This is a genomic window from Streptomyces sp. NPDC107538 (genome assembly GCF_055657445.1).
In genome coordinates this window covers 561,478-583,928 of the sequence record NZ_JBVKAY010000003.1, presented here as the reverse complement: position 1 = coordinate 583,928, position 22,451 = coordinate 561,478, and the positions used below count along the sequence as shown (strand labels likewise).

The 22,451-nt window shown below is 70.5% G+C and carries 20 protein-coding genes; 11 read left to right on the top strand and 9 right to left on the bottom strand.

Features of this window, described 5'->3' with window-relative positions:
* Positions 1-94: 94 nt before the first annotated feature.
* Positions 95-1,744, top strand: coding sequence for a fibronectin type III domain-containing protein (locus ACZ7MG_RS13140; RefSeq protein ID WP_471382927.1), 1,650 nt, complete (start codon positions 95-97; stop codon positions 1,742-1,744).
* A gap of 70 nt (positions 1,745-1,814) precedes the next feature.
* Here ACZ7MG_RS13140 and ACZ7MG_RS13135 read toward each other — a convergent pair whose 3' ends face one another.
* From ACZ7MG_RS13135 to ACZ7MG_RS13115, 5 genes are all read right to left on the bottom strand, one after another.
* Positions 1,815-2,288 carry a heat shock protein transcriptional repressor HspR gene (locus ACZ7MG_RS13135; RefSeq protein ID WP_471382929.1) on the bottom strand — a complete coding sequence of 158 codons (474 nt, stop codon included), beginning with the start codon at positions 2,286-2,288 and terminating at the stop codon, positions 1,815-1,817.
* A 5-nt stretch (positions 2,289-2,293) separates the two neighbouring features.
* The gene (gene dnaJ / locus ACZ7MG_RS13130; RefSeq protein WP_471381808.1) at positions 2,294-3,475 is read right to left on the bottom strand and encodes a molecular chaperone DnaJ; all 1,182 of its coding nucleotides are present in this window, start codon (positions 3,473-3,475) and stop codon (positions 2,294-2,296) included.
* 63 nt (positions 3,476-3,538) lie between these two features.
* Positions 3,539-4,243, bottom strand: a complete 705-nt coding sequence (grpE, locus tag ACZ7MG_RS13125) for a nucleotide exchange factor GrpE (protein ID WP_471381811.1) — start codon at positions 4,241-4,243, stop codon at positions 3,539-3,541.
* Positions 4,240-6,099, bottom strand: coding sequence for a molecular chaperone DnaK (dnaK, locus tag ACZ7MG_RS13120; protein WP_471381812.1), 1,860 nt, complete (start codon positions 6,097-6,099; stop codon positions 4,240-4,242). Before dnaK ends, grpE begins: the two co-directional genes overlap by 4 nt.
* 202 nt (positions 6,100-6,301) lie before the next feature.
* The gene (locus ACZ7MG_RS13115; protein ID WP_471381814.1) at positions 6,302-7,438 is read right to left on the bottom strand and encodes an MraY family glycosyltransferase; all 1,137 of its coding nucleotides are present in this window, start codon (positions 7,436-7,438) and stop codon (positions 6,302-6,304) included.
* A gap of 221 nt (positions 7,439-7,659) precedes the next feature.
* On the opposite strand from ACZ7MG_RS13115, the gene ACZ7MG_RS13110 reads away from it, so the two are divergent.
* Entirely contained in the window at positions 7,660-9,957 is a 2,298-nt protein-coding gene (locus ACZ7MG_RS13110; RefSeq protein ID WP_471381817.1) for a (Fe-S)-binding protein, read from the top strand.
* A gap of 60 nt (positions 9,958-10,017) precedes the next feature.
* Here ACZ7MG_RS13110 and ACZ7MG_RS13105 read toward each other — a convergent pair whose 3' ends face one another.
* Positions 10,018-10,431 carry a DUF6281 family protein gene (locus tag ACZ7MG_RS13105; RefSeq protein ID WP_471381819.1) on the bottom strand — a complete coding sequence of 138 codons (414 nt, stop codon included), beginning with the start codon at positions 10,429-10,431 and terminating at the stop codon, positions 10,018-10,020.
* A 250-nt stretch (positions 10,432-10,681) separates the two neighbouring features.
* On the opposite strand from ACZ7MG_RS13105, the gene ACZ7MG_RS13100 reads away from it, so the two are divergent.
* Complete coding sequence (locus tag ACZ7MG_RS13100; protein ID WP_471381821.1) at positions 10,682-12,157, top strand: FG-GAP and VCBS repeat-containing protein; 1,476 nt, start codon at positions 10,682-10,684, stop codon at positions 12,155-12,157.
* Between the two features lie 110 nt (positions 12,158-12,267).
* A complete protein-coding gene (locus ACZ7MG_RS13095) occupies positions 12,268-13,698 on the top strand; it encodes an FG-GAP and VCBS repeat-containing protein (protein WP_471381823.1) in 1,431 nt (476 codons plus the stop codon).
* A gap of 3 nt (positions 13,699-13,701) precedes the next feature.
* Here the strand turns inward: ACZ7MG_RS13095 and ACZ7MG_RS13090 are convergent, their stop codons facing one another.
* Together ACZ7MG_RS13090 and ACZ7MG_RS13085 are read right to left on the bottom strand one after the other, a co-directional pair.
* Positions 13,702-13,890 carry a DUF397 domain-containing protein gene (locus tag ACZ7MG_RS13090; protein WP_471381825.1) on the bottom strand — a complete coding sequence of 63 codons (189 nt, stop codon included), beginning with the start codon at positions 13,888-13,890 and terminating at the stop codon, positions 13,702-13,704.
* Between the two features lie 7 nt (positions 13,891-13,897).
* The gene (locus ACZ7MG_RS13085) at positions 13,898-14,743 is read right to left on the bottom strand and encodes a helix-turn-helix domain-containing protein (protein WP_471381826.1); all 846 of its coding nucleotides are present in this window, start codon (positions 14,741-14,743) and stop codon (positions 13,898-13,900) included.
* Positions 14,744-14,950: 207 nt separating this feature from the next.
* Here ACZ7MG_RS13085 and ACZ7MG_RS13080 point away from each other — a divergent pair, with 207 nt between their 5' ends.
* The 6 genes from ACZ7MG_RS13080 (at position 14,951) to ACZ7MG_RS13055 (ending at position 21,031) form a co-directional block, all read left to right on the top strand.
* On the top strand, positions 14,951-15,352 hold the full coding sequence (locus ACZ7MG_RS13080) for an ATP-binding protein (protein ID WP_471381829.1): 402 nt from the start codon (positions 14,951-14,953) through the stop codon (positions 15,350-15,352).
* 206 nt (positions 15,353-15,558) lie between these two features.
* On the top strand, positions 15,559-15,954 hold the full coding sequence (locus ACZ7MG_RS13075) for a nuclear transport factor 2 family protein (protein WP_471381832.1): 396 nt from the start codon (positions 15,559-15,561) through the stop codon (positions 15,952-15,954).
* A 154-nt stretch (positions 15,955-16,108) separates the two neighbouring features.
* A complete protein-coding gene (locus ACZ7MG_RS13070) occupies positions 16,109-17,596 on the top strand; it encodes an integrin-like protein (protein ID WP_471381834.1) in 1,488 nt (495 codons plus the stop codon).
* A gap of 129 nt (positions 17,597-17,725) precedes the next feature.
* Entirely contained in the window at positions 17,726-18,781 is a 1,056-nt protein-coding gene (locus tag ACZ7MG_RS13065) for a Yip1 family protein (protein ID WP_471381835.1), read from the top strand.
* 209 nt (positions 18,782-18,990) lie between these two features.
* The gene (locus ACZ7MG_RS13060; protein ID WP_471381837.1) at positions 18,991-19,803 is read left to right on the top strand and encodes a hypothetical protein; all 813 of its coding nucleotides are present in this window, start codon (positions 18,991-18,993) and stop codon (positions 19,801-19,803) included.
* A 109-nt stretch (positions 19,804-19,912) separates the two neighbouring features.
* Positions 19,913-21,031 carry a hypothetical protein gene (locus ACZ7MG_RS13055; RefSeq protein WP_471381838.1) on the top strand — a complete coding sequence of 373 codons (1,119 nt, stop codon included), beginning with the start codon at positions 19,913-19,915 and terminating at the stop codon, positions 21,029-21,031.
* A gap of 333 nt (positions 21,032-21,364) precedes the next feature.
* Here ACZ7MG_RS13055 and ACZ7MG_RS13050 read toward each other — a convergent pair whose 3' ends face one another.
* Complete coding sequence (locus ACZ7MG_RS13050; protein WP_471381840.1) at positions 21,365-21,490, bottom strand: hypothetical protein; 126 nt, start codon at positions 21,488-21,490, stop codon at positions 21,365-21,367.
* A gap of 149 nt (positions 21,491-21,639) precedes the next feature.
* Here ACZ7MG_RS13050 and ACZ7MG_RS13045 point away from each other — a divergent pair, with 149 nt between their 5' ends.
* Complete coding sequence (locus ACZ7MG_RS13045; RefSeq protein ID WP_471381841.1) at positions 21,640-22,431, top strand: MFS transporter; 792 nt, start codon at positions 21,640-21,642, stop codon at positions 22,429-22,431.
* The last annotated feature ends 20 nt before the right edge of the window (positions 22,432-22,451 follow it).

The following is a 22,451-nucleotide window of genomic DNA, read 5'->3' as shown; positions in this document are numbered from 1 at the left end:
AGTGACCCCACCCAGACGTACGACGGCCCCCCGAACGACCGCCAGAACGACCGTCACCACGGCCGCCACCACGGTCGCCACGGCCACCGCCGTCGTGCTCGCCACCGCCGGCGGTCTGCTCGCCGCGACCGCCGCCCCCGCGTCCGCCGCCGTGACGTGCGCCTCGCCCGTCTACAAGCAGCAGTTCTTCGCCAACACCTCCTTCTCCGGTACGCCGAAGAAGACCGTCTGCGACAGCGCGATCGACCAGAACTGGGGCACCAAGGCCCCCGCCTCCGGTCTGCCGGCGAACAACTTCGCCGTCCGCTGGTCCGTGACCCGTGACTTCGGCTCCGGCGGCCCCTTCACGCTCTCCGCCTCCGGCCTGGACGGCATCCGCGTCTACGTCGACGGCGAGCGCAGGATCAACCTGTGGAAGAACGGCACGTCGACCGCCTCCAAGACCGTCGACCTGAGCCTCTCCAAGGGCAAGCACACCCTCCGCGTCGACTACGTCAACTGGACCGGCTCCGCCAAGGTCAAGTTCACCTACGCGCCCCGGACCCCGGCCACGGTCGACAAGGTCAAGCCGCTCGCCCCGACCGGGCCCAGAGCGGCCTACGACGCCACGACCGGCAAGGCCGCGCTCACCTGGACGTCCAACAAGGAGATGGACCTCGCCGGCTACCGGATCTACCGGCGGCTCGCGGACGGCGCCTACGGCACCAAGCCCCTGGCGACCACCACCTCCACCAAGTACACCGATACCCTCCCGATGACGGGCGACGCGTACGCCTACCAGATCCGCGCCTACGACAAGGCCGGGAACGAGTCGGCGGGTTCCGCCGATCAGGCCGTACCCACGGTCGACCGGACGGCCCCCGCCGCGCCCACCGGGCTGAGCACCGGCTCGCGGCAGAACGGGCTGAGCGTCGGCTGGGCCGGGGTCGCCGACGCGGTGTCGTACCGCGTGTACCGGGCGACGAGCGCGGACGGGACGTACACGCTGCTCGGCGACACGGACCAGGTGTCGTACCTGGACACCACGGCCGAGGAACGCACCGCCCACCACTACCGGGTGACGGCCCTGGACGCGGCGGGCAACGAGTCCGCGCGGTCCGCCGCCGTCAGCGGCACCCGCAAGGACCTCACCCCGCCGCCCACCGTCACCGGGCTGTCGGTCACCCCGACCGAGTACGGCTTCGAGCTGGACTGGGACGCCAACCCGGCGCCCGACCTGTTCCGGTACGTCGTCTACGCGGGCGAGCTGCTGCGCGACGAGGAGGACAGCGTCTGCTCCGCCCACCAGGAGGTGTGGCTGGGGACCGACGTCACCTCGTACACGTACACCACGCTCCCGGACGGCGTGGAGCGCTGCTTCCTCGTCGACGCCTACGACTCCTCCTGGAACTCCCCGTACGAGTGGAGCCGCGCGGGCGAGATCGTGAGCGCCACCGAGCTAGACATGACGCCGAGCGTGCCGACGTCCGAGGACTCGCCGCTCCAGCTGACGGCGGTCCCCGACGCGGAGGAGAAGACCGTCGACCTGTCCTGGTCCGCCGTGGACGACGCCACCGGCTACCAGGTCTACCGCTGGAACCCGGACACCGAGGCGTACGAGAAGCTGGCGGCCACCACGACGGCCACCCGCTACCTGGACACCGGCGCCGCCAAGGGCACCACCCACTTCTACCGGGTCACCGCGCTGTACGCCGACGGCACCGAGTCGGCGGCCGACGGCGACCACGCGATCCTGAGGCCCTGAACCCCCAAGTAGGGGTGAGGGCCCGGAGGTTCGTCGTGAACCTCCGGGCCCTCACCCCTACTCGAACCGGTCAGTCGGCGGACGGCTGGCGCCCCTTCGGCCGCCACACCACCAACGCGCTGCTCTGCTGCACTTCCTGATACGGCACCAGGTCGCGCCGGTAGGAGGCGTGGACCGCGGCCTCGCGCTGGCGCATGGCCGCGGCGGCGCCGTCGAGGGCGGCCTCCATCTCGGCCATGCGCGACTGGAGCGCGGCGACCTGGTTCTCCAGCTCGATGATGCGCTTGATGCCGGCCAGGTTGATGCCCTCGTCCTGCGACAACTGCTGCACCGTACGCAGCAGTTCGATGTCACGGGCCGAGTAGCGACGGCCGCGCCCGGCGGTGCGGTCCGGGGAGACCAGCCCCAGCCGGTCGTACTGACGCAGGGTCTGCGGGTGCAGACCGGAGAGCTGGGCGGCCACCGAGATGACGTACACCGGTGTCTCTTCCGTCAGCTCATAAGCCCGGTTACCGAATGAATTCTGCCTACGGCGGCCGTCCATCACCTTCATGCTCCCTTCGCGGCCTGGAACAGCTCCGCTCGCGGGTCCTCGCCCGCGGTCGCCTCGCGATACGCCTCCAGCGCGTCACGAGCCTTCCCCGACAGGTCCTGCGGGACACTCACCTCGACCGTGATCAGCAGGTCCCCACGGGTGCCGTCCTTGCGGAAGGCGCCCTTGCCCCGGGCCCGCATCGTACGGCCGTTGGGGGTGCCCGGAGGCAGTTTCAGGGTGACCGGCGGTCCGCCCAGGGTCGGGACCCGGACCTCACCGCCGAGGGCCGCCTCGGTGAACGTCACCGGGACGGTCACCGTGAGGTTGTCGTCCTTGCGGCCGAACACCGGGTGCGGGTCGACATGCACGACGACGTACAAGTCGCCCGCCGGGCCGCCCCGTTCACCGGGAGCGCCCTTGCCGCGCAGCCGGATCCGCTGGCCGTCGGAGACGCCCGCCGGGATCCGGACCTGCATGGTCCGGGACGACTTGGCGCGCCCCGAGCCGTGGCAGATGTCGCACGGGTGCTCGGCGATCAGGCCCCGGCCCTTGCAGTCCGGGCAGGGGTCGGTCAGGGAGAAACCGCCGCCGGAGCCCCGCGCGACCTGGCCGGTGCCGACGCACGTCGGGCACACCCGGGGGGTGCCGTTGGCGTCGCCGGTGCCCGAACAGGCCTTGCAGGGCGACTGCGAGGACATCCGCAGCGGGACGGTCGCGCCCTCGATGGCCTCGGTGAAGCTCAGCGTGACCTCGGACTCGATGTCCTGGCCGCGCCGGGGCTGCACCCGGGTGGTGCCGGAGCTGCCGCGATTGAACAGGCCGCCGAAGACATCGCCGATGCCCCCGCCGAAACCGCCCGCCCCCTGGCCGCCGCCCTGTGCGCCGCCGCCGAAGAGGTCGCCGAGGTCGAAGTTGAACGAGCCGCCGCCGGCGCCGGGTCCGGGGCGGAAGCCGCCGTTGCCGAAGAGGGCGCGGGCCTCGTCGTACTCCTTGCGCTTCTTGGGGTCACCGAGGATGTCGTTGGCCTCGGAGATCTCCTTGAAGCGCTCCTCGGCCTTGACGTTCCCCTTGTTGGCGTCCGGGTGGTACTCGCGGGCGAGCTTGCGGTACGCCTTCTTGATCTCGGCCTCGGTGGCGTCCTTCGGGACGCCGAGGACCTTGTAGTAGTCCTTCTCGATGAAGTCCTTGGTACTCATCCGCGACGTCCCTCCTTCCACTCACCTGGCTCACCCTGCGTGCCGTTGTCTCGGCCTGTGGCGTCAGCCCTCGTCCGGGCCACCGCTCTCCTTGTCGTCGGCACCGGAGGAACCGGAGGCACCCGCCGCCTGCTCCTCGGAGCCCTCCGCCTTGACCGCCTGCGCCCCCGGCTGGGGCTCGGCCACGGCCACCCGCGCGGGGCGGATGGTGCGCTCGCCGATGCGATACCCCGGCTGGAGAATCGCCACGCACGTCGTCTCGGTGACGTCGGGCGCGTAGCTGTGCATCAGGGCCTCGTGGATCGTCGGGTCGAAGGGCTCGCCCTCCTTGCCGAACTGCTGCAGGCCCATCTTCGCCGCGACGGTCTCCAGCGATTCCGCGACGGACTTGAAGCCGCCGACGAGTTCGCTGTGCTCCCGCGCGCGGCCGATGTCGTCGAGTACGGGCAGGAGTTCGGTCAGGAGGTTCGCGATGGCGATCTCCTTGACCGTGATCCGGTCCCGTTCGACCCGGCGACGGTAGTTCTGGTACTCGGCCTGGAGGCGCTGGAGGTCCGTCGTGCGCTCACCGAGCGCCGTACGCACCTGGTCCAGCTGGGCCGTGAGGCCGGCCACCTGGGCCGCCGCTGCCGCGTCCCCGGCCGGGGCCGCCCCCTCCTGGGGGGCGGCCTTCGGCTCGGCGTCGTTCGAGCCGGAGGGGACATCAGGCTGCTGCGGCTGAGCCGACTGCGGCTGCTGCTCGTCGAAGCCCGGGGTCTCCTCCGTCACGCGGCACCGTCCTTGCGGTCACGGTCCTCGTCGACGATCTCGGCGTCGACGACGTCGTCGTCGGCCTTGGCGTCACCGGCACCGCCGCCGGCACCGGCCTCGCCGCCGGCGGCCTGCGCGGCCTGGGCGTCGGCGTAGAGGGCCTGGCCGAGCTTCTGCGAGACGGCGGCGACCTTCTCCGTGGCGGTGCGGATCTCGGCGGTGTCCTCGCCCTTGAGCACGTCCTTCAGCTCGGCGACGGACGCCTCGACCTCGGTCTTGATGTCACCGGGGACCTTGTCCTCGTTGTCCTTGAGGAACTTCTCGGTCTGGTAGACGAGCTGCTCGCCCTGGTTGCGGGTCTCGGCGGCCTCGCGGCGGGCGTGGTCCTCCTCCGCGTACTTCTCGGCCTCCTGGCGCATCCGGTCGACCTCGTCCTTCGGCAGCGAGGAGCCGCCGGTGACGGTCATCTTCTGCTCCTTGCCCGTGCCGAGGTCCTTCGCGGTCACGTGCATGATGCCGTTGGCGTCGATGTCGAAGGCGACCTCGATCTGCGGGACACCGCGCGGGGCGGGCGGCAGACCGGTCAGCTCGAACATCCCGAGCTTCTTGTTGTACGCCGCGATCTCGCGCTCGCCCTGGTAGACCTGGATCTGCACGGACGGCTGGTTGTCCTCGGCGGTGGTGAAGATCTCGGACCGCTTGGTCGGGATCGTCGTGTTCCGCTCGATGAGCTTGGTCATGATGCCGCCCTTGGTCTCGATGCCGAGGGACAGCGGGGTGACGTCGAGGAGCAGGACGTCCTTGACCTCGCCCTTGAGGACACCGGCCTGGAGGGCGGCGCCGATGGCGACGACCTCGTCCGGGTTCACACCCTTGTTGGCCTCGTTGCCGCCGGTCAGCTCCTTGACCAGCTCGGCGACGGCGGGCATACGGGTGGAGCCACCGACGAGAACGACGTGGTCGATCTCGGACAGGGCGATCCCGGCGTCCTTGATGACGTTGTGGAACGGCGTCTTGCAGCGCTCCAGCAGGTCGGCCGTCAGCTGCTGGAACTGGGCGCGGGTGAGCTTCTCGTCGAGGTGCAGGGGGCCCTCGGCGGAGGCGGTGATGTAGGGCAGGTTGATCGAGGTCTCCGTGGAGGAGGACAGCTCGATCTTCGCCTTCTCGGCGGCCTCGCGCAGACGCTGCAGGGCCATCTTGTCCTTGGCGAGGTCCACACCGTGGCCGGCGCGGAACTGCTGCACCAGGTAGTCGACGACGCGCTGGTCCCAGTCGTCACCACCGAGGTGGTTGTCACCGTTGGTGGCCTTCACCTCGACGACGCCGTCACCGATCTCCAGCAGCGACACGTCGAAGGTGCCGCCACCGAGGTCGAAGACCAGGATCGTCTGGTCGTCCTTGTCCAGGCCGTAGGCGAGGGCGGCGGCGGTGGGCTCGTTGACGATGCGCAGGACGTTGAGGCCCGCGATCTCACCGGCCTCCTTCGTCGCCTGACGCTCGGAGTCGTTGAAGTACGCCGGGACGGTGATGACCGCGTCCGCGACCTTCTCGCCCAGGTAGGCCTCGGCGTCGCGCTTCAGCTTCTGCAGGATGAAGGCGCTCATCTGCTGCGGGTTGAAGTGCTTCCCGTCGAGCTCGATCTTCCAGTCCGTGCCCATGTGACGCTTGACGGACCGGATGGTCCGGTCCACGTTCGTGACCGCCTGGCGCTTGGCGACCTCGCCGACGAGCACCTCGCCGTTCTTGGCGAAGGCGACGACGGACGGCGTGGTCCTGGCGCCCTCTGCGTTGGTGATGACGGTGGGCTCGCCGCCTTCAAGAACGCTGACGACGGAGTTAGTCGTGCCCAGGTCGATGCCGACCGCACGTGCCATTTCAATTCCTCCAGCAATGACTTGAGTGGAACGGACTCAAGTGTGCACGACACCCCCCGATGGGTCAACAGAGCTGAGTCGAGGGGGCTCAACTCTTATGTTTTACTTACAGGCAAGGAGGCCTTGACCTGGAGGTATACGGCCACGGAGCGCCCCGTCAGGGGCGCGGGGAACTGCGCGAGAAGCCCCACCGGACCCGCACCTACCCCACCCACCCCCGCCGCCCCAACTCCGCAGCCTCCTGCTCACGGAACCGCCGCGACCGGGACGACGGGCTCGGGGCACGCCGCCCCGGGATGGGCCGGGGCCGGTGAACCCCCGTGGGAACGGCCCGCGCGGCCGTGGAAACGGCCCGCGCCGCCGTGGGCGCCGGCCGGGGCGGACCCACCGGCACGAAGAGCATCCCCAGCACCACCACCCCCGTCGCCCCCGCCACCCACCAGGCGAACCGCGGCTCCGTCCACAGCATGTGGATGGCGAGACCGACCCCCGTGGAGCCCGCCGCGCACGCCCCCAGCACGACCACCACCCCCGGCGGCGTGAGCCCGATCCGCCGCAGCCGGTGCGCGAGATGGTCGGGCCCGCCCCGCCACAGCTCCCGCCCCGCCCGCTTCCGCGAGACCAGCGCGAGGACGACATCGGCGGTCGCGACGGCCGTCAGGGCGAAGGGCGCCCCGACACCGGCCCCGTACCCGACGGCGTACACATGCAGCACACCCCCCGCGAGCACGAACCCCACGAACAGCGCCCCGCAGGTGCCGAGCAGGACGCGCGCGGGCGGCCAGTTGTGCATCAGGAACCCGGTGAGCGCGGCGGCCAGCACACTGAACAGCGTGGCCAGTCCGTCCATGACCTCGGCGGCCGCACACCCGCTCAGCGCGAACGCGGTGACCGCCCCGACCACCCCGAGCACCCCGTCCGACCGGGCCATCCCCTTGAACCCGTGCACCACGAGAGCGATCCAGCAGACCCCCGCCATCCCGCCCAGGACCCCCAGATCGCGGTACGGCACGACCAGCGCGGCGGCAACGACCACGCCCGCCGCCCCGACCACCGCCGGCAGCCGCCACACATCACCGACCAGCCCGAGCACCCCGAGCCCGGCCCCGACCACGATCAGCCGCCCGGCCTCCTCGCCCAGCGGGGCGACCCCGCTCCACTCCCCGACCCAGGCGACGGCCCCCACCCCGGCCATCACCGCGACACCGCCGAGCAACGGCACCCGCCGCCCCCGGCGCCGCTCGGCGATCCGCAGCCGCAGCGCGGGCACGCGGACGGCCGCCGAGAGCACGGCGGTCAGCAACAGGGCGGAGGCGGCGGCGAGGATTCCGTACAGCACGGATCCAAGTTAGGTGGGAATGTCACAATTTCGCACGAATAACACGATCGTTTTGAAATGGCATCATTGACAGAAGCGTGACAGGCCCGCACTCAGGCAACCCTCAGCGACGCAGATCACCGCCCCCCTGGCTACAGTGCGGCGGAAGAACTGGGTAGTCTCAGACGGACTGCATAAGTTACCGCTCAGTAATCACCCTCGCAGGCCCGAGGAGCCCCGAAATGCAACTCGCCGCGATCATCGTGTCGCTGGTCCTGACCGTGGTCGGCGTCGCGCTGATCTCGCGGGCCGTGGCGCAGATCTACCGGTTCGTGAAGCTCGGTCAGCCGGTGCCGGCGGGCAGCCGTACGGACGACCCGAAGGCACGCACGATCACCCTGGTCAAGGAGTTCCTCGGCCACACCCGGATGAACCGGTGGGGGATCGTCGGCTTCGCCCACTGGTTCGTCGCGATCGGCTTCCTGACGCTGCCGCCGACCCTCGCCCAGGCGTACGGCCAGCTGTTCCAGGCCGACTGGACGCTGCCGGTGATCGGCGGCTTCCTGCCGTTCGAGATGTACATCGAGTTCATCGGTGTGATGACGATCCTCGGCATCCTCGTGCTGATCGCCATCCGCCTGCTCAACCTGCCCTCCCGGGCCGGCCGCAAGTCGCGTTTCGCGGGCTCCAAGGCCTGGCAGGCGTACTTCGTCGAGTACGTCATCCTCACCATCGGCCTCGCCATCTACACCCTGCGCGGCCTTGAGGGCGCCCTCCACCACGTGGAGCACTACGAGGCCGGGTACTTCGCCTCGTACCCGCTGGTCGTGGCCTTCCGGGACCTGGACCCGAGCACCCTGCAGACCCTGGTGTACTTCACCGCGATGATCAAGATCGGTGTCTCGCTGATCTGGATGATCACGGTGTCGCTCAACACCAACATGGGTGTCGCCTGGCACCGCTTCCTCGGCTTCCCGAACATCTGGTTCAAGCGCAACGCCGATGGTGCGACGGCGCTGGGCGGTCTCCAGCCGATGACCTCGGGCGGCAAGCCGATCGACTTCACCGACCCCGGTGACGACGACGTCTTCGGTGTCTCCCAGGTCGAGCAGTTCTCCTGGAAGGGCATCCTCGACTTCTCCACCTGCACCGAGTGCGGTCGCTGTCAGTCGCAGTGCCCGGCCTGGAACACCGGCAAGCCGCTCTCCCCCAAGCTGCTGATCATGTCGCTGCGCGACCACGCGCACGCCAAGGCCCCCTACCTGCTCGCCGGTGGCGGCAAGAGCATGGAGGGCGAGGAGAAGGCGTCCGAGGAGCAGCTGAAGGACGTGCCCGCGGCGGCCCTCGTGGAGGCCGAGCGCCCCCTCATCGGCACCGTCGAGGAGAACGGCGTCATCGACCCGGACGTCCTGTGGTCCTGCACCACCTGTGGCGCCTGTGTCGAGCAGTGCCCGGTGGACATCGAGCACGTCGACCACATCGTCGACATGCGCCGCTACCAGGTGATGATCGAGTCCGCGTTCCCGTCCGAGGCGGGCACGATGCTCAAGAACCTGGAGAAGAAGGGCAACCCCTGGGGCCTGGCGAAGAAGCAGCGCCTGGAGTGGCTCAAGGAGGTCGAGTTCGAGGTCCCGGTCGTCGGCAAGGACATCGAGGACCTCACCGAGGTCGAGTACCTGTACTGGGTCGGCTGCGCCGGCGCCCTGGAGGACCGCGCCAAGAAGACCACCAAGGCCTTCGCGGAGCTGCTGCACATGGCGGGCGTCAAGTTCGCCATCATGGGCGGCGACGAGAAGTGCACCGGCGACTCGGCACGGCGACTCGGCAACGAGCCGCTGTTCCAGGAGCTGGGCATGGAGAACGTCGCCGCGCTGAACATGGCCTTCGGTGAGGAGATGGACGACGAGGGCAAGGTCGTGCCCGAGTCGGCGAAGCCCAAGTCGGCCAAGAAGATCGTCGCCACCTGCCCGCACTGCCTCAACACCCTCGGCAACGAGTACCCGCAGCTCGGCGGCGACTACGAGGTCATCCACCACACCCAGCTGCTCCAGCACCTCATCGACGAGGGCAAGCTGATCCCGGTGACCCCGGTCGAGGGCCTGATCACCTACCACGACCCCTGCTACCTGGGCCGCCACAACAAGATCTACACGCCCCCGCGCGAGATCATGTCCGCCGTCCCGGGCCTGCGCCAGCAGGAGATGCACCGCCACAAGGAGCGCGGCTTCTGCTGCGGCGCCGGCGGCGCGCGCATGTGGATGGAGGAGCGCATCGGCAAGCGCATCAACAACGAGCGCGTGGACGAGGCGCTGTCGTTGAACCCCGACATCGTCTCCACCGCCTGCCCGTTCTGCCTCGTCATGCTGACCGACTCGGTCAACGGCAAGAAGAACGACGGCAAGGCCAAGGAGTCCATCACGGTCGTCGACGTCGCCCAGCTGCTGCTGGAGTCGGTCAAGACGCCCGTCCCGGACGAGGACGAGCCCCCGGCGGGCGAGGCGGAGACGGAGAGCGAGCCGGAGCCGCAGCCGGTGAAGTAACCCCGGCCCAGGTGTCACGGCCGTTCGACGCCCCCGGTCCCAGCGGACCGGGGGCGTCGCTCATTTCGCCGGGAGGCGTGCCTCGACCTCCGCGGGCAGCTCCTTGCCCTGCCGCACCATGAAGAACGTCTCGTCCTCCGGTGACCTGCGCACCGCGATGGCGTCGGCGGGGTCCAGCCCGTCGATGGCGTACGCCTCGTACGTCTCGTACGTCTCCGGCTCGGGCGCGGAATCGTCGTCGTTGGGGGTGTCGTCGCAGTACGCCGAGCGGGCGGTGCCCACCTTGTCGCCGAGCTCGAACTCGATGGTGGCCAGGTCGTGGTAGTCGCGCTCGCCGTACTCCACCACGAACGCGCACGAGGCCGAGGCTTCCCCGCCGCCGCTGAGCGCCGTACAGCCGACGGCCGGCGGAGCCGTCACCACGGCCAGCGCGGCCAGGGCGGCCCTCGTACGGCAACCGAACGTCTTCGTCATCGTCACCTCATCGCCGGTGGGGGCCGCCGACGGCCCCCTCACACCCCCGACGCCGCACCCCCGGGAAACGTTCGGCCGCCCTCCCCAAAAAACCCAGGAACCCCGTACAACCCTCCCCCACCCTTATCGGTCTCCTGTTCGCCAACTTCCCGTGAACCCCGGGACAACTCCGGGCGAACACGAACAGGAAGGGCACCCCATTGACTGCGGACGTCTGCCAGGCGTCCCGCATGCAGCAGGAGATTCCCGCATGCACAAGCATCTGCGACTCGCCCTCGCGACGGCCTCCGCGGCCGCGCTGACCGGCGGTCTGCTCACCTTCTCGGCCGCGACGGCGACGGCGGCCGACTCGGTCCACCAGCCGGTGGCCGACTTCAACGGCGACGGCTTCGGCGATGTCGCGTACTCGGCGGGCAACGCCACCGTCGGCGGCAAGAGCGGCGCCGGCCAGATCGTCGCCCTGTACGGCTCGGCGAGCGGTGTGACCTCGTCGAAGCGCACCACGATCAGCCAGAACACCACCGGCGTGCCCGGCGGCGCGGAGAAGAACGACGCCTTCGGCTGGGTCAGCGCCTACGGCGACTACAACGGCGACGGCTTCGACGACCTGGCCGTGTCCGCACTGGCCGAGGACGTCGACGGCGACACCGACGGCGGCACGGTCGTCATCGTCTGGGGCTCGGCGAAGGGCCTGTCCGGCGCCACCACCGTCAAGGACCCGGCGACCTCCTCGCACGACTACTGGGGCACCGCGCTGGCGTCCGGCGACTTCGACGGCGACGGCAAGGAGGACCTCGCGGTCGGCTCCTCGTCGAACCGGGTGTACGTCTTCAAGGGCGGCATCAGCAAGTCGGGTACGGCCGCGGGCCGCTACAGCTTCACCACCGACATCCTCTCCGGCAAGGACACCGGCACGCTGGTGCTCACCGCGGGCGACGTCAACGGCGACAAGCGCACCGACATCGTCGTCAACGGCTATGAGACAGACGGCAGTTACCACTACAACACCAACTGGTACGTGCCCGGCACCGCCTCCGGTCTCAGCGCGTCCGGGGCGCAGGAGCTGAAGCGCGGCATCATCACCGGTATCGGCGACATCAACGGCGACGGCTTCGGCGACATCGTCACCGGCCAGGACTGGGACCCGTCGAAGGACGGCAGCGAGCCCTCCGTGCCCGAGTCGTCCACCGGCGGCAAGGTGCACATCGTGTACGGCAGTGCGGACGGTCCGGGCACCACGGTCGCGGTGACGCAGAACAGCGGCAACGTGCCCGGTTCCTCCGAGCGCGGCGACTGGTTCGGCAGCGAGCTGTCCCTCGGCGACATCAACGGCGACGGAAAGACCGACCTGGTGGCCGGCGCCCCCGGCGAGAACCTCGGCGGTGTCGTCAACGCGGGTGCCCTGACCATCCTGTACGGCGCGGAGTCGGGCCTGAACACCACCTCCGGCTACCAGTACTTCGCCCAGTCCACGGCCGGTGTCCCCGGCTCGGACGAGAAGGACGACCTCTTCGGCAGCGACGTCAAGCTCACCGATGTCACCGGCGACGGCAAGGCCGACCTGACGGCCGGCGCGTACGGCGAGAACGACTTCAACGGCTCCGTGGTCTATCTGCCCTCCAACGGCACGAAGATCACCACGACCGGCTCGCGTTCCCTCGCCCCCTCCGCGGTCGGCGTCTCCACGTCCGGCCAGCCGGTGTTCGGCGCGAACGCGGCCAACTGAGCCCACCCGCCCGCTGTTCGGGCCCGCACCCGGCAAGGGTGCGGGCCCGTCCGCACGGCACGCGCCCTCCCTCCTCCCTCCTCCCCCCTCTCTTGCTTCCTGGAGCCCTCTTGCGTACTCGCTCCCTTCTCCTGACCGCCGCCCTCACCACCGGCCTCCTCACCGCGCTCCCGGCGACCGCCGTCGCGGCGCCCTCCGGTCTCTCCGGTGACTTCAACGGCGACGGCTACCGCGACCTCGCGATCGCCGCTCCCATCGCCAAGGTCTCCGGCAAGAAGGGGGCCGGTTACGTGGCGGTCGTCTACGGCACCGCGAAGGGCCTCGGCACGGCCAAGCGCCAGATCATCAGCCAGGCCACGGCCGGTGTGCCCGGCTCCCCGCAGTCGTCCGGCTACTTCGGCGACCGTCTGACCACGGGCGACCTCGACGGCGACGGCTACACGGACCTGATCGTGGGCGCGCACGGCCGTTCCCTCGGCTCGTCCGGCGATTCGGGCGCCCTCACGGTGCTGTGGGGCGGCGCGAGCGGTATCAAGACGGCCACCGACATCACCTCGCCCCTCCCCGAGAACCGCAACGAGCTGGGCTGGTCCGTGGCCACCGGTGACTTCGACGGCGACGGCGACACCGACCTGGCCGCCGCCAACCTCGCGTTCCCCGAGCTGAACATCTTCAAGGGCCCGATCTCCCGCACCGGCAAGGCGACGGGGCTCGTCGGCATCGACACCTACGGGCAGACCGGCATCAACACCGACAAGCTCGTCGCGGGGGACGTCACCGGCGACGGTACGACGGACCTGCTGGTCATGGGCCAGCAGGAGATCAAGAACGGCTACCGCACGCGCAGCGTCCTCTACAAGGGCTCCGCCTCCGGCCTCAAGGCGGGCCCCAAGGTCGCCGGCGGCTACGACGCCGTCATCGCCGACGTGAACAAGGACGGCCGGGGCGACATCGTCACCGGCAACTTCATGGAGAAGTCCACCGACGAGCCGAACGGCGGCCTCGGCGGCGCGATCACCGTCACCTACGGCAGCGCCACGGGCATCAGCTCCCGCACCCCGGTCCGGATCGGCCAGAACACCGCGGGCGTGCCCGGCACGGCGACGAGGAACGACAGGTTCGGCTGGAGCCTGTCCGCGGGAGACGTCAATCGCGACGGGTACACCGACATCGCGGTCGGCGTCCCCCAGAAGACCGTCGGCGGGAAGCAGCACGCCGGTGCCGTCGTCGTCCTGCGCGGCGCGAAGTCCGGCCTCACCGGCAGCGGCGCCAAGTCCTACTCCCAGAACACCTCGGGCGTCCCCGGCGCCGCGGAGGCGTACGACTACTTCGGCGCGGCCGTCCGCCTCACCGACAGCAACGGCGACGGCTACGCGGAACTGGTCGCCGGCGCCTACGCCGAGAACTCCGCCGACGGTGCCGTCTGGACGCTGAAGTCCGGCAAGTCCGGTATCACGGGCACCGGCGCGAAGTCCTTCAACGGGCAGACCGTGGGCGGCCCTTCGGGCGACGCGTACTTCGGGGACGTACTCGCGGGCTGATGCTCAGTAACGCGGCCCGCGTATCGCACGTATGAGTGCGGAGAGCCCGGCGGGGGTGGCCCGAACCACCCGGCCGGGCTCTTCGCTCTCGCGGAGGTGGAGGGTTTCGCGCTGGGCGGCGATCTCAAGGCAGTTGGGAGCGTCCTCGTCCTCGGAGAACGAGGACTTCTGCCACGCGGGAACAGCTGCCATGTCGCCCTCAGATCTCTTCAGCCAGGTCGCGCAGGAAGTCCCTCGACTCTACGACGCCGAGCGCGGCCTTCTCCGCCACGGCGATCCTGCGCCGATAGGTGGCCAACTCCGCCTCCGCGTCCAGGAAGGCGCCCCCATGGGGAGCGTCGCGCAGGACAGTGTCCAACTGCGGAACGGGCCCGTCCAGCAGCAGAATCGGACTGCTGATCGTGAACCCGTCCCGGTCGAACGGCACGACACGAACGGCGACCTGGGGCCGCTCCGACTGTTCGAGCAGGTGTCGCAACTGCCGCCGCGCGACCCCGCGATCGGCCTTCCTGATCCGCAGCGCGGCTTCATGGATGACGACCGCGTAGACGAAGTCGTCCCGGTCGAGGACCCGCTGCCGACGCAGGCGGAACTCCACGCGCAGGTCCCGCTGTTCCCGGCTCATCCCTGGCGGAGAGCCCTCATAGAGCGATCGGACGTACCCCTCCGACTGCAACAGCCCCGGAACGCTCACGATTTCGAACGACCTCACGTGCCGCGTGTGGTGCTCAAGTTCCGCGAGGTCGAGAAACCCACGCGGGAGCAGCCCCCGGGAGTCCTCCCACCAACCCCGCCCGCGCTCGGTCGCCATGGCGGCCAGCGCCTCCACCAGCGCGGCGTCATCGCTGGCGTACTGACTCGCGAGGTACCGAACACGATCCGCGCTGACGCCGACACGCCCCCCTTCCGTGGCGGAGAGCTTGCTTTCGGCGATCCCCAGCGCCCGCGCCGCCTCCCGACCGCCGAGCCCTGCCCGTTCCCGGAGTTTGCGCAGCTCAGCGCCGAGCCGCTCCTGACGTGCGGTGACGATGCTCCGTGCCGGCATGTACGCGTTCCCTCCCGAAAGTCGGCTCCTCATTATCCCGGTTCACCTTGACCGGGTTCAACTGAACCCCATACCGTCAGTGACGCGACGCACACGCTGCGGAACCCCGGGACCCCGGAAGCGCACCGCCCCGCCCTGCCACGGCGGCGGCGACAGAGCCACCGCCCGCCACCCCAGCGCCCCCACCCCTCCGCACCGGGAGACCCCATGCGCACCGACTGGGAGTACACCCTCTACATCCCCCACGACCCCCGAGCCGTGGCGATCAGCCGCCGCACCCTGCGCGACATCCTCACCACCCACACCCTCCCCGCCCTCCTCGAACCGGCGGAGCTCCTGGCCTCCGAACTCCTCACCAACGCCCTGCGCCACACCACCGGCCCCGCGGCCCTCAAACTCCGCCAGTCCGGCCACTCCTTCCGCCTCGGCGCCTGGGACACGGACCCCACACCCCCACGCCTCACCGCCCCACCCTCCCCCACGGCAACCTCCGGCCGAGGCCTCCACCTGGTCAACTCCTGTGCGGACGACTGGGGTTGGTTCACCGTGAACGGGACGGACGGCAAGTACATCTGGTGTGAACTGGGTACGGAGCCGAAACCGGACTGACGGTGGATGGCCACGGGGGTGGGGATGACGGACTCGGCTCATCCCCCTTGCGCCAAACGATCCCCAGCCAGCTCCTCCTCCTCGCCCGCACCCAGCCCTGGCCACGCCCTAGCCGGCCATGCGCTGGCTGGCGAAGCACCCCGCACGGGAAGACAATTCGAACAAGGGAACATCGCAGCCAGAAACCCGGAAAGCCGGCGATCACCATGGCCGAACACCCGAACGCAGCGCTCGTCCGCAAGGGCTACGAAGCCTTCACCCGAGGCGACATGGACACTCTCCGCGGCCTGCTGGCCTCGGACTGCACGCATCACGTCCCCGGCAGCCACCTCCTGTCGGGCGACTACAAGGGCCAGGACTCGATGATCGGCCTCTACCAGCGGCTCTTCGAGGAGACCGGTGGGACCTTCGACGTCCGGCTGAGCCACATCTGCGTGGACGGCCGGGGCCACGCGGTCTCCGTGCACCGCTACACCGCCGAGCGGGGCGACCGGCGGATCGAGCAGAACGGCTGTCTCGTCTTCCGGATCGTCGGCGACCGGATCACGGACATCGACGAGTGCCAGGAGGACCTGGACAAGGAGAGCGAGTTCTGGTCGTAGGCCCCGGCCCTCGACCACCCGACCTCTGCCCCCCCGACTCCAGACCCCTGACCCCGCCCGCACAACCCCACGAGGCCTCCAGGTGTCACACAGGTGAACCAGCCGAACCAGCCACCACCCCACCCCGATATTCGGCCATCACCTGGAGCCCCCCGTGCACAGACGGACGTACGCCCTGGCCGCCACCACCGCGGCCACGGCAGCACTCGCCCTGGCCCTCGTCCCGCACCCGGCGACCGCCCGCCCCGCCACCACCGCCGCGCCCACCACCCCCCTGACCAGCGACTTCAACGGTGACGGCTACGCGGACCTGGCCGTCGGCGTACCCGACGCGACCGTGAGCGGCAAGGCGAAGGCCGGTTATGTGAACCTCGTCTGGGGCGGAGCCAAGGGCCTCGGCCGGTACGGGAGCCTCCGGGTCAGCCAGGCCACCGCCGAGGTCCCCGGCAGCCCGGAGGCGGGCGACCGCTTCGGCGCGTCCGTCCTGCTGCGCGACCTGAGCGGCGACGGCCTCGCGGAGCTGATCGTCGGCGCGCCCGGCGAGGACGTCGACGGCCGCGGCGCGGACGCGGGCGCGGTCGTCGTCGTCGGCGGCGCGAAGCGCGGCACCGGCCCGGGCTCCAACGCCCTGCTCGGCCCGTCGGCGAAGTCGGCGTACGGCTGGTCGGTCGCGGCGGCCGACCTGACCGGCGACGGCGGCCGGGACCTCGTGATCGGCGGCCGGGACAAGGTCGTCATGCGCGCGGCCGTGGACAACGGCGAGAACCTCGTCGTCACCACCGTCCTCGCCACCCCGATGGGCGGCCGCGCCCCGCTCCTGGCCACCGGCGACTTCACCGCCGACGGCACGGACGACCTCGCCCTCGCCTACCACACGGTCGACACCCCCTCCACCCAGTCGCACGTCCGGCTGTGGACGTGGGACGAGGCCGAGCGCCGTATGGCCAACACCTGGAACTCCGACAACGGCGCCGCCTCCGCGCTCGCCGCCGGCGACTTCGACGGCGACGGCCTGGACGACCTGGCCCTCGGCGAGTGCCGCGAGATCGCCGACGAGAACATCGACGACCCGTGCGGCCCGGAGTCGTACGCCAAGGGCGGCGGCATCCACATCGAGTACGGAGACGGGAAGGGCTCCTTCGGCCTGCGCTCCCAGACCCTCAACCAGGACACCGTCGGCGTGTACGGCGTCGCCGAGACCGGCGACCGCTTCGGCGCCTCCCTCGCCGTACTGGACTGGAACCGCGACGGCCGCGACGACCTGATCGCGGGCGCCCCCGGCGAGGCCATCGGCAGCCGCAAGGCGGCGGGCGCGGCCACGCTGCTGCTGGGCCACGCCGGCGGCCTCGTCGACGAGTTCGGCGAGGCGACCTCCGTCCCCTACCACCAGGACCGCCCCCGCGTCCCCGGCGTGGCGGAGACGAACGACGCCTTCGGCACGGCCGTCGCGACCGGCGACTACGACAAGGACGGCGTCCCGGACACGGCCGTCGGCGCCCCGGGCGAGAACGCGAAGTCCGGCGGCGTCTGGGTCTTCCCGAAGACCTCCGTCACGAACTCCGTCGCCCTCACCCCGAAGAACCTGGGCCTGCCGTCCCCGTCGTCGGCCCTGTCGTACGGCAGGTACGTCAGCAGTCACTGAGGCAGCCACTGGAGCGGTCACCGAGGCAGCCGCTGGAGCGGTCACCGAGGCAGCCGCCGAGACCCGCGCGGGCCTGCGGGAACGCCTCCCCGGGGCTTCCCTGACGCCTCCCTGACGATCCCTTAGGGGATGTCACAGCTCGGCCGCAAAGCCGGGCCGGTTGCCCCCGGCCCGGCACGCGGCCGCCCGGGACCAGGTACGTTCGATGACGTGGCTGGATTCAGGATCGGACGCGGCCGGGACAACGGCGCTCCTCAAGCGCGACCGCACAACCCTCCGTACGGACAGCAGGCCCCGCAGGCCGGCGGCCCGTCGTACGGCTACCCCCAGACGCCCCCCGGGCCGCCGTACGGCGGTGGCCGGGGCGGCGCCCAGGGCGGCTGGCCGCAGACGCACGGCGGCGGGCAGGGCGGCGGACATCGCGGCGGTTACGGGCCTCAGGGCAACCACGGGGGTCACGGCGGCCAGGGCAACCACGGCGAGCCGGAGTACTTCGGCGACGACGGCGGGCACCCGCACGGCGGCGGCGTGGACCCCTACGCGGCCAACAACCCGGGGCACACCCAGATGTTCGCCGTCGGCGAGGACCCGTACCAGCAGGGCGACACCTACCGCGCGGGCAACGCCCCCGCGGCCCCGATCGGCCCGCGGCTGCCCTGGAAGGCGCTGCTGAAGGGCATCGTCACCAGCCCGAACCAGACGTTCCTGGTGATGCGCGACTACGCGGTGTGGGGCCCCGCCCTGATCGTGTCGTTCCTGTACGGCCTGCTGGCGGTCTTCGGCTTCGACGGCGCCCGCGAGGACGCGATCAACGCGACCCTCTCGAACGCCGTACCGATCGTCCTCGTCACCGCCGTGACGATGGTGGTGAGCACCTTCGTCCTGGGCGTGGTCACCCACACCCTGGCCCGCCAGCTCGGCGGCGACGGCGCCTGGCAGCCCACGGTCGGCCTCTCCATGCTGATCATGGCCCTCACGGACGCGCCCCGCCTGGTCGTCGCGATGTTCGCGGGCGGCGACGCCTCCTTCGTCCAGATCCTCGGCTGGATCACCTGGGTCGCCGCGGGTGCCCTGCTGACGCTGATGGTCTCCAAGTCCCACGACCTTCCGTGGCCGAAGGCGCTGGGCGCCTCCGCGATCCAGCTGGTGGCGATCCTGTCCCTGATCAAGCTGGGCACGTTCTAGTCGACCAGGAGTCCACCAGCAGTCCACCAGGAGAACCCCTCCGCCTCATCTACGGCAGGGCCCCGGCGCAGTCACTGCGCCGGGGCCCTGCCGTATGCCAGCAAATAACCTAAATGCACGATTACACGATGAGTCATCACCATTTATTCACATACCGTCAGATAACGTGACCGAGTCCTGAAACCTGAACACCTCCACAAGGAGTGCGTGTGAAAGCTCGCTTTGGCATCCGCCGGGGAACGGTGCTCCTGGCCACACTGCTCGTCGCCGTCTCCACCGCCGCCCTCCCCGGCAGCGCGTCCGCCGACGGAGACGGAAACGGAAACGGAAACGACCAACACGCCCGCTCCTCGGACCACTGGGGTGTCATCACCCGCAACACGATCGGCTCCCCCGTGGCCGAGTTGCGCAACGGCCCGTTCGGTTCGTACGACGCGCCGAGCGCGGCGCAGCGGCCGCCGTACGGCCGGGGCAGCCTCGGTATCGAGGTGGCGGACAAGTCCACCACCCTGACCACCCCCAGCGAGAAGGTCGACTTCGGCAACGAGATCGACTTCTACGGCAAGCCGGTGGCGGGCCTGCGGGAGGTCGGCTTCCACGTGTTCCAGACGGCCGAGAACATCAGCTACGGCGGCCCGACGAACATGCCGAACATCAGGTTCGAGATCGACCCGAACCTGACCACACTCCCCGCTGTCGAGTACTCCACGCTGGTCTGGGTGCCGCCGGCCTCCCCGGCGACGAACCGCTGGAGCCCGTTCCTCGACGCCGCCACGAGCGGCTACTGGTACCTCACGAATGCAGCGGCGGCCACCGCGACCGGCTGCACCCAGGCAGCGCAGTGCACCCTCGCCGCGGTGAGGACCGCACTGCAGGACGGCGGCGCCCCGGCGACCCTCTACAGCGCCGCCGTCGGCAAGGGCCGTGACTTCATGTGGATCGGCGCCGTGGACGGCTTCCGCATCAACGAGACCATCTACGACTTCGAACGGTGGGGCGTCCGGGCCCTCCCCGCCGACTGACCACGCTTCACAGGCCCGCTCGGGGGCCGATTCGGGCTGTGTGATGATGCACGGACAAATGACCGGCCCCCGGGGAGGGGCCGGTCGCACGAGAGGGGCGGGGGCCGTCGTGGGCAAGGGTGGGGAGTCCGGGGAGTCCATACCGGACGAGGAGTGGGAGCGCTTCCTTCGCGAATCCGAAGCCGGGACCACGGACGCGCCCCAGGAACCGTCGGCGCGGGCCCGCATGGTGGCCGGCCGGCTGCGGGAGGAGACCGCGCGGCCGGAGCCGTGGCGCGGTCACGCACCGCCGGCCCGCCGGCGGGGAGGCAGAGGCTGGTACGCCGTCGGCCTGCTGGCCGCGGTCGCCCTGCTGGTCGTGGCGCTGGCTCCGGGGCGGGTGACCGGATGGTTCGGCGGCGGAGGCGGAGGGGACGGCGAGAGCGGGCCCCTGGCCGTCGAGTCGGAGCGTCCGGATCAGGCGCCACCGGCGGAGGCGGCGGCCGGGGCCCCGACCTTGGAGCAGCCGTTCAAGGGGTCGCCCGCGGCACGGTGGGGCGACGGGACGGCTGGGATCGGCGTACCCGAGGCACGGGCGACCGGCTGGATGAGCAAGGCGGAGGTCGCGCGGGCGCTGGAGGAGACCCGGGACTTCCTCGCCGAGTCGAGCCTGGATCGCGGTGTGCTGCGCGGGGAGCGCCCGAAGAAGGCGATCGCGTCGATCAACCCTCATCAGCGGGACGTCCAGGACTTCCTGAAGACCGCGTTGCGCTCGCCCAGCGAGGACGACAACCCGCTGCTGCTGTTCAGCCGGTTCGAGAAGGGGAAGGTCCGGCTCGTCGGGGACGTGGTCAAGACCCGGGGGCGGATCACGTACCGGGAGGGCGAGCGCGGTGCGGTGGAGGTGACCACCGACGTGACGTACGTCTATCCGGTCGTCCGCGCGGCGGCGGGGAGCGACGAGGTCGTGCGCACGATCGTGCGCCGCGAGGTCGTGATGAGCTGGGACGACCCGGCGAAGATCGTCATCGAACCGGGTACGTTCTCCCTCGTCTCCTACAAGCTGGACACCACCAACGGCGGCTGCGACACCTACACCGGCTACCTCACCCCCGAGTTCGGCGCGGACCGCGCGACGTCGTCCCCGGGAGGCGGTCAGGAGGTCGACCCGTACGACCGGAGCACCTCGATGGAGGAGCGCGTGCGGGGGGCCGACGAGCCGGGGTGCCGGACCGCGTCACGGTCGTGACCGGGCGGTGGGCCACGCGACCGGCTGCCGGTCCGCCTTCCCCGGCTGCAGGGTGACGCGGCGCGTGGAATCTGCCTGTGTGGATGTCCAGGCAGACGAGGCGGGATCTCGCGGCGCCGACCGGTCGGCGCCGATGGCGGTGCTGATCGCGACGTGCGTCTCGACTCCGGTCGTCAACGCCAACACCTCGGCGGTGAGAGCAGCCTGCTTCCGGCGATCAGTGCGGACACCGGCACGTCGCTCGATGTCCTGCAGTGGGCCGTCACCGGATATTCGCTGGGGGGGGAGCGGCGGTCGTCGTCACGTCGGGGGCCCACTGTGTGGGGTGGCGCGTCAGCGGTGGGGCCGCTGCTCGGCGGTGTCCTGGTGGACGGCACAGGATGGCAGGGCCTGTTCTGGATCGACGCGGCGATCGTTCTGGATCGACGCGGCGATCGCGCTCGCCTGCGTGCCGCTCACGCTGATAGGCGTCGCCGAATCCCGCGATCCGGACCGCAGCCGCTCGATCGACTTCGCGGGGACCGTACTGATCGCCGCCGTGCTCGCCCCGGCGCCGCTCGCGCTCAGCGAGGGGCCACATGGGGGTGGACGTCAGCCGCGATGCTGGGATGCTCGCACTCGCTCTGGTGTCGTGCGTGGCGTTCGTCGCGGTGGAACGGCGGGTCGAAGCACCTTCGGTCGAGCTACGCCTGCTGAAGGATCGCGTACCGATCGGGGCGACGATCGGAATCCTGCTGAGCCCGGGCGTGATCAACGCGCTGATGTATCTGGTCAGCCTCTACTTCCAGGACCCCAGCACGCTCTCGCTGAGCCCGTTCCAGGCGGTCCTGGCCACGCTGCCCGCGACAGTGGGCCTGATCGGGGTCACGCCCCTTGTGCCCCGGATGGTTCAGCGGCTGGGCATCGGGCCCGTGATCGCGGCCGGTTTCGCGGTGGCGACGGCCGGTTGCGTACTGCTGTCGTTCGTCCAGGGCGACTGGCGGTACGTGGCGTTCGTCCTGCCGCTCGTGCTCCTGGCCGGAGGCCGGGGACTCGTCAACGGTCCGGCGAGTTCGGCATCCACATCGTCGGTGTCCACATCGTCGGTGTCCGCCGACGAAGTCGGAGCAGCATCAGGTATTTCGAACATGGCTCGATACATCGGCGCGGCAGCGCTCACGGCGGCCGTGGCGACGGTCAACGCGGCGGTGGGAGAGTCACGGCGCTCGGAGGGGGACGGGGCGGCGGACGCTCTGGCGGCGGGCCTGTCCAGCGCGTGTCTGCTGCTCGCGGTCGCGTCCGGGGTGGGCATGTTCCTGTCGGTACTGGCGGTCCGCGCCCGCCGACGCCGGGTCGGACCAGATGCCTACGGAGCGGCTGCGGCGTCGCACGCACACACCCTCCCCGTCGAAGACCCATGACAGGGTGCCTCGGCCGGCCT

Bases quoted from the DNA above. Each gene is read 5' to 3' on its own strand.
- ACZ7MG_RS13135 (WP_471382929.1), bottom strand. From the start codon at position 2,288: ATGGACGGCCGCCGTAGGCAGAATTCATTCGGTAACCGGGCTTATGAG.
- dnaJ (WP_471381808.1), bottom strand. From the start codon at position 3,475: ATGAGTACCAAGGACTTCATCGAGAAGGACTACTACAAGGTCCTCGGC.
- dnaK (WP_471381812.1), bottom strand. From the start codon at position 6,099: ATGGCACGTGCGGTCGGCATCGACCTGGGCACGACTAACTCCGTCGTC.
- ACZ7MG_RS13110 (WP_471381817.1), top strand. From the start codon at position 7,660: ATGCAACTCGCCGCGATCATCGTGTCGCTGGTCCTGACCGTGGTCGGC.
- ACZ7MG_RS13105 (WP_471381819.1), bottom strand. From the start codon at position 10,431: ATGACGAAGACGTTCGGTTGCCGTACGAGGGCCGCCCTGGCCGCGCTG.
- ACZ7MG_RS13100 (WP_471381821.1), top strand. From the start codon at position 10,682: ATGCACAAGCATCTGCGACTCGCCCTCGCGACGGCCTCCGCGGCCGCG.
- ACZ7MG_RS13090 (WP_471381825.1), bottom strand. From the start codon at position 13,890: ATGGCAGCTGTTCCCGCGTGGCAGAAGTCCTCGTTCTCCGAGGACGAG.
- ACZ7MG_RS13085 (WP_471381826.1), bottom strand. From the start codon at position 14,743: ATGCCGGCACGGAGCATCGTCACCGCACGTCAGGAGCGGCTCGGCGCT.
- ACZ7MG_RS13080 (WP_471381829.1), top strand. From the start codon at position 14,951: ATGCGCACCGACTGGGAGTACACCCTCTACATCCCCCACGACCCCCGA.
- ACZ7MG_RS13075 (WP_471381832.1), top strand. From the start codon at position 15,559: ATGGCCGAACACCCGAACGCAGCGCTCGTCCGCAAGGGCTACGAAGCC.
- ACZ7MG_RS13065 (WP_471381835.1), top strand. From the start codon at position 17,726: ATGTCACAGCTCGGCCGCAAAGCCGGGCCGGTTGCCCCCGGCCCGGCA.
- ACZ7MG_RS13045 (WP_471381841.1), top strand. From the start codon at position 21,640: ATGCTCGCACTCGCTCTGGTGTCGTGCGTGGCGTTCGTCGCGGTGGAA.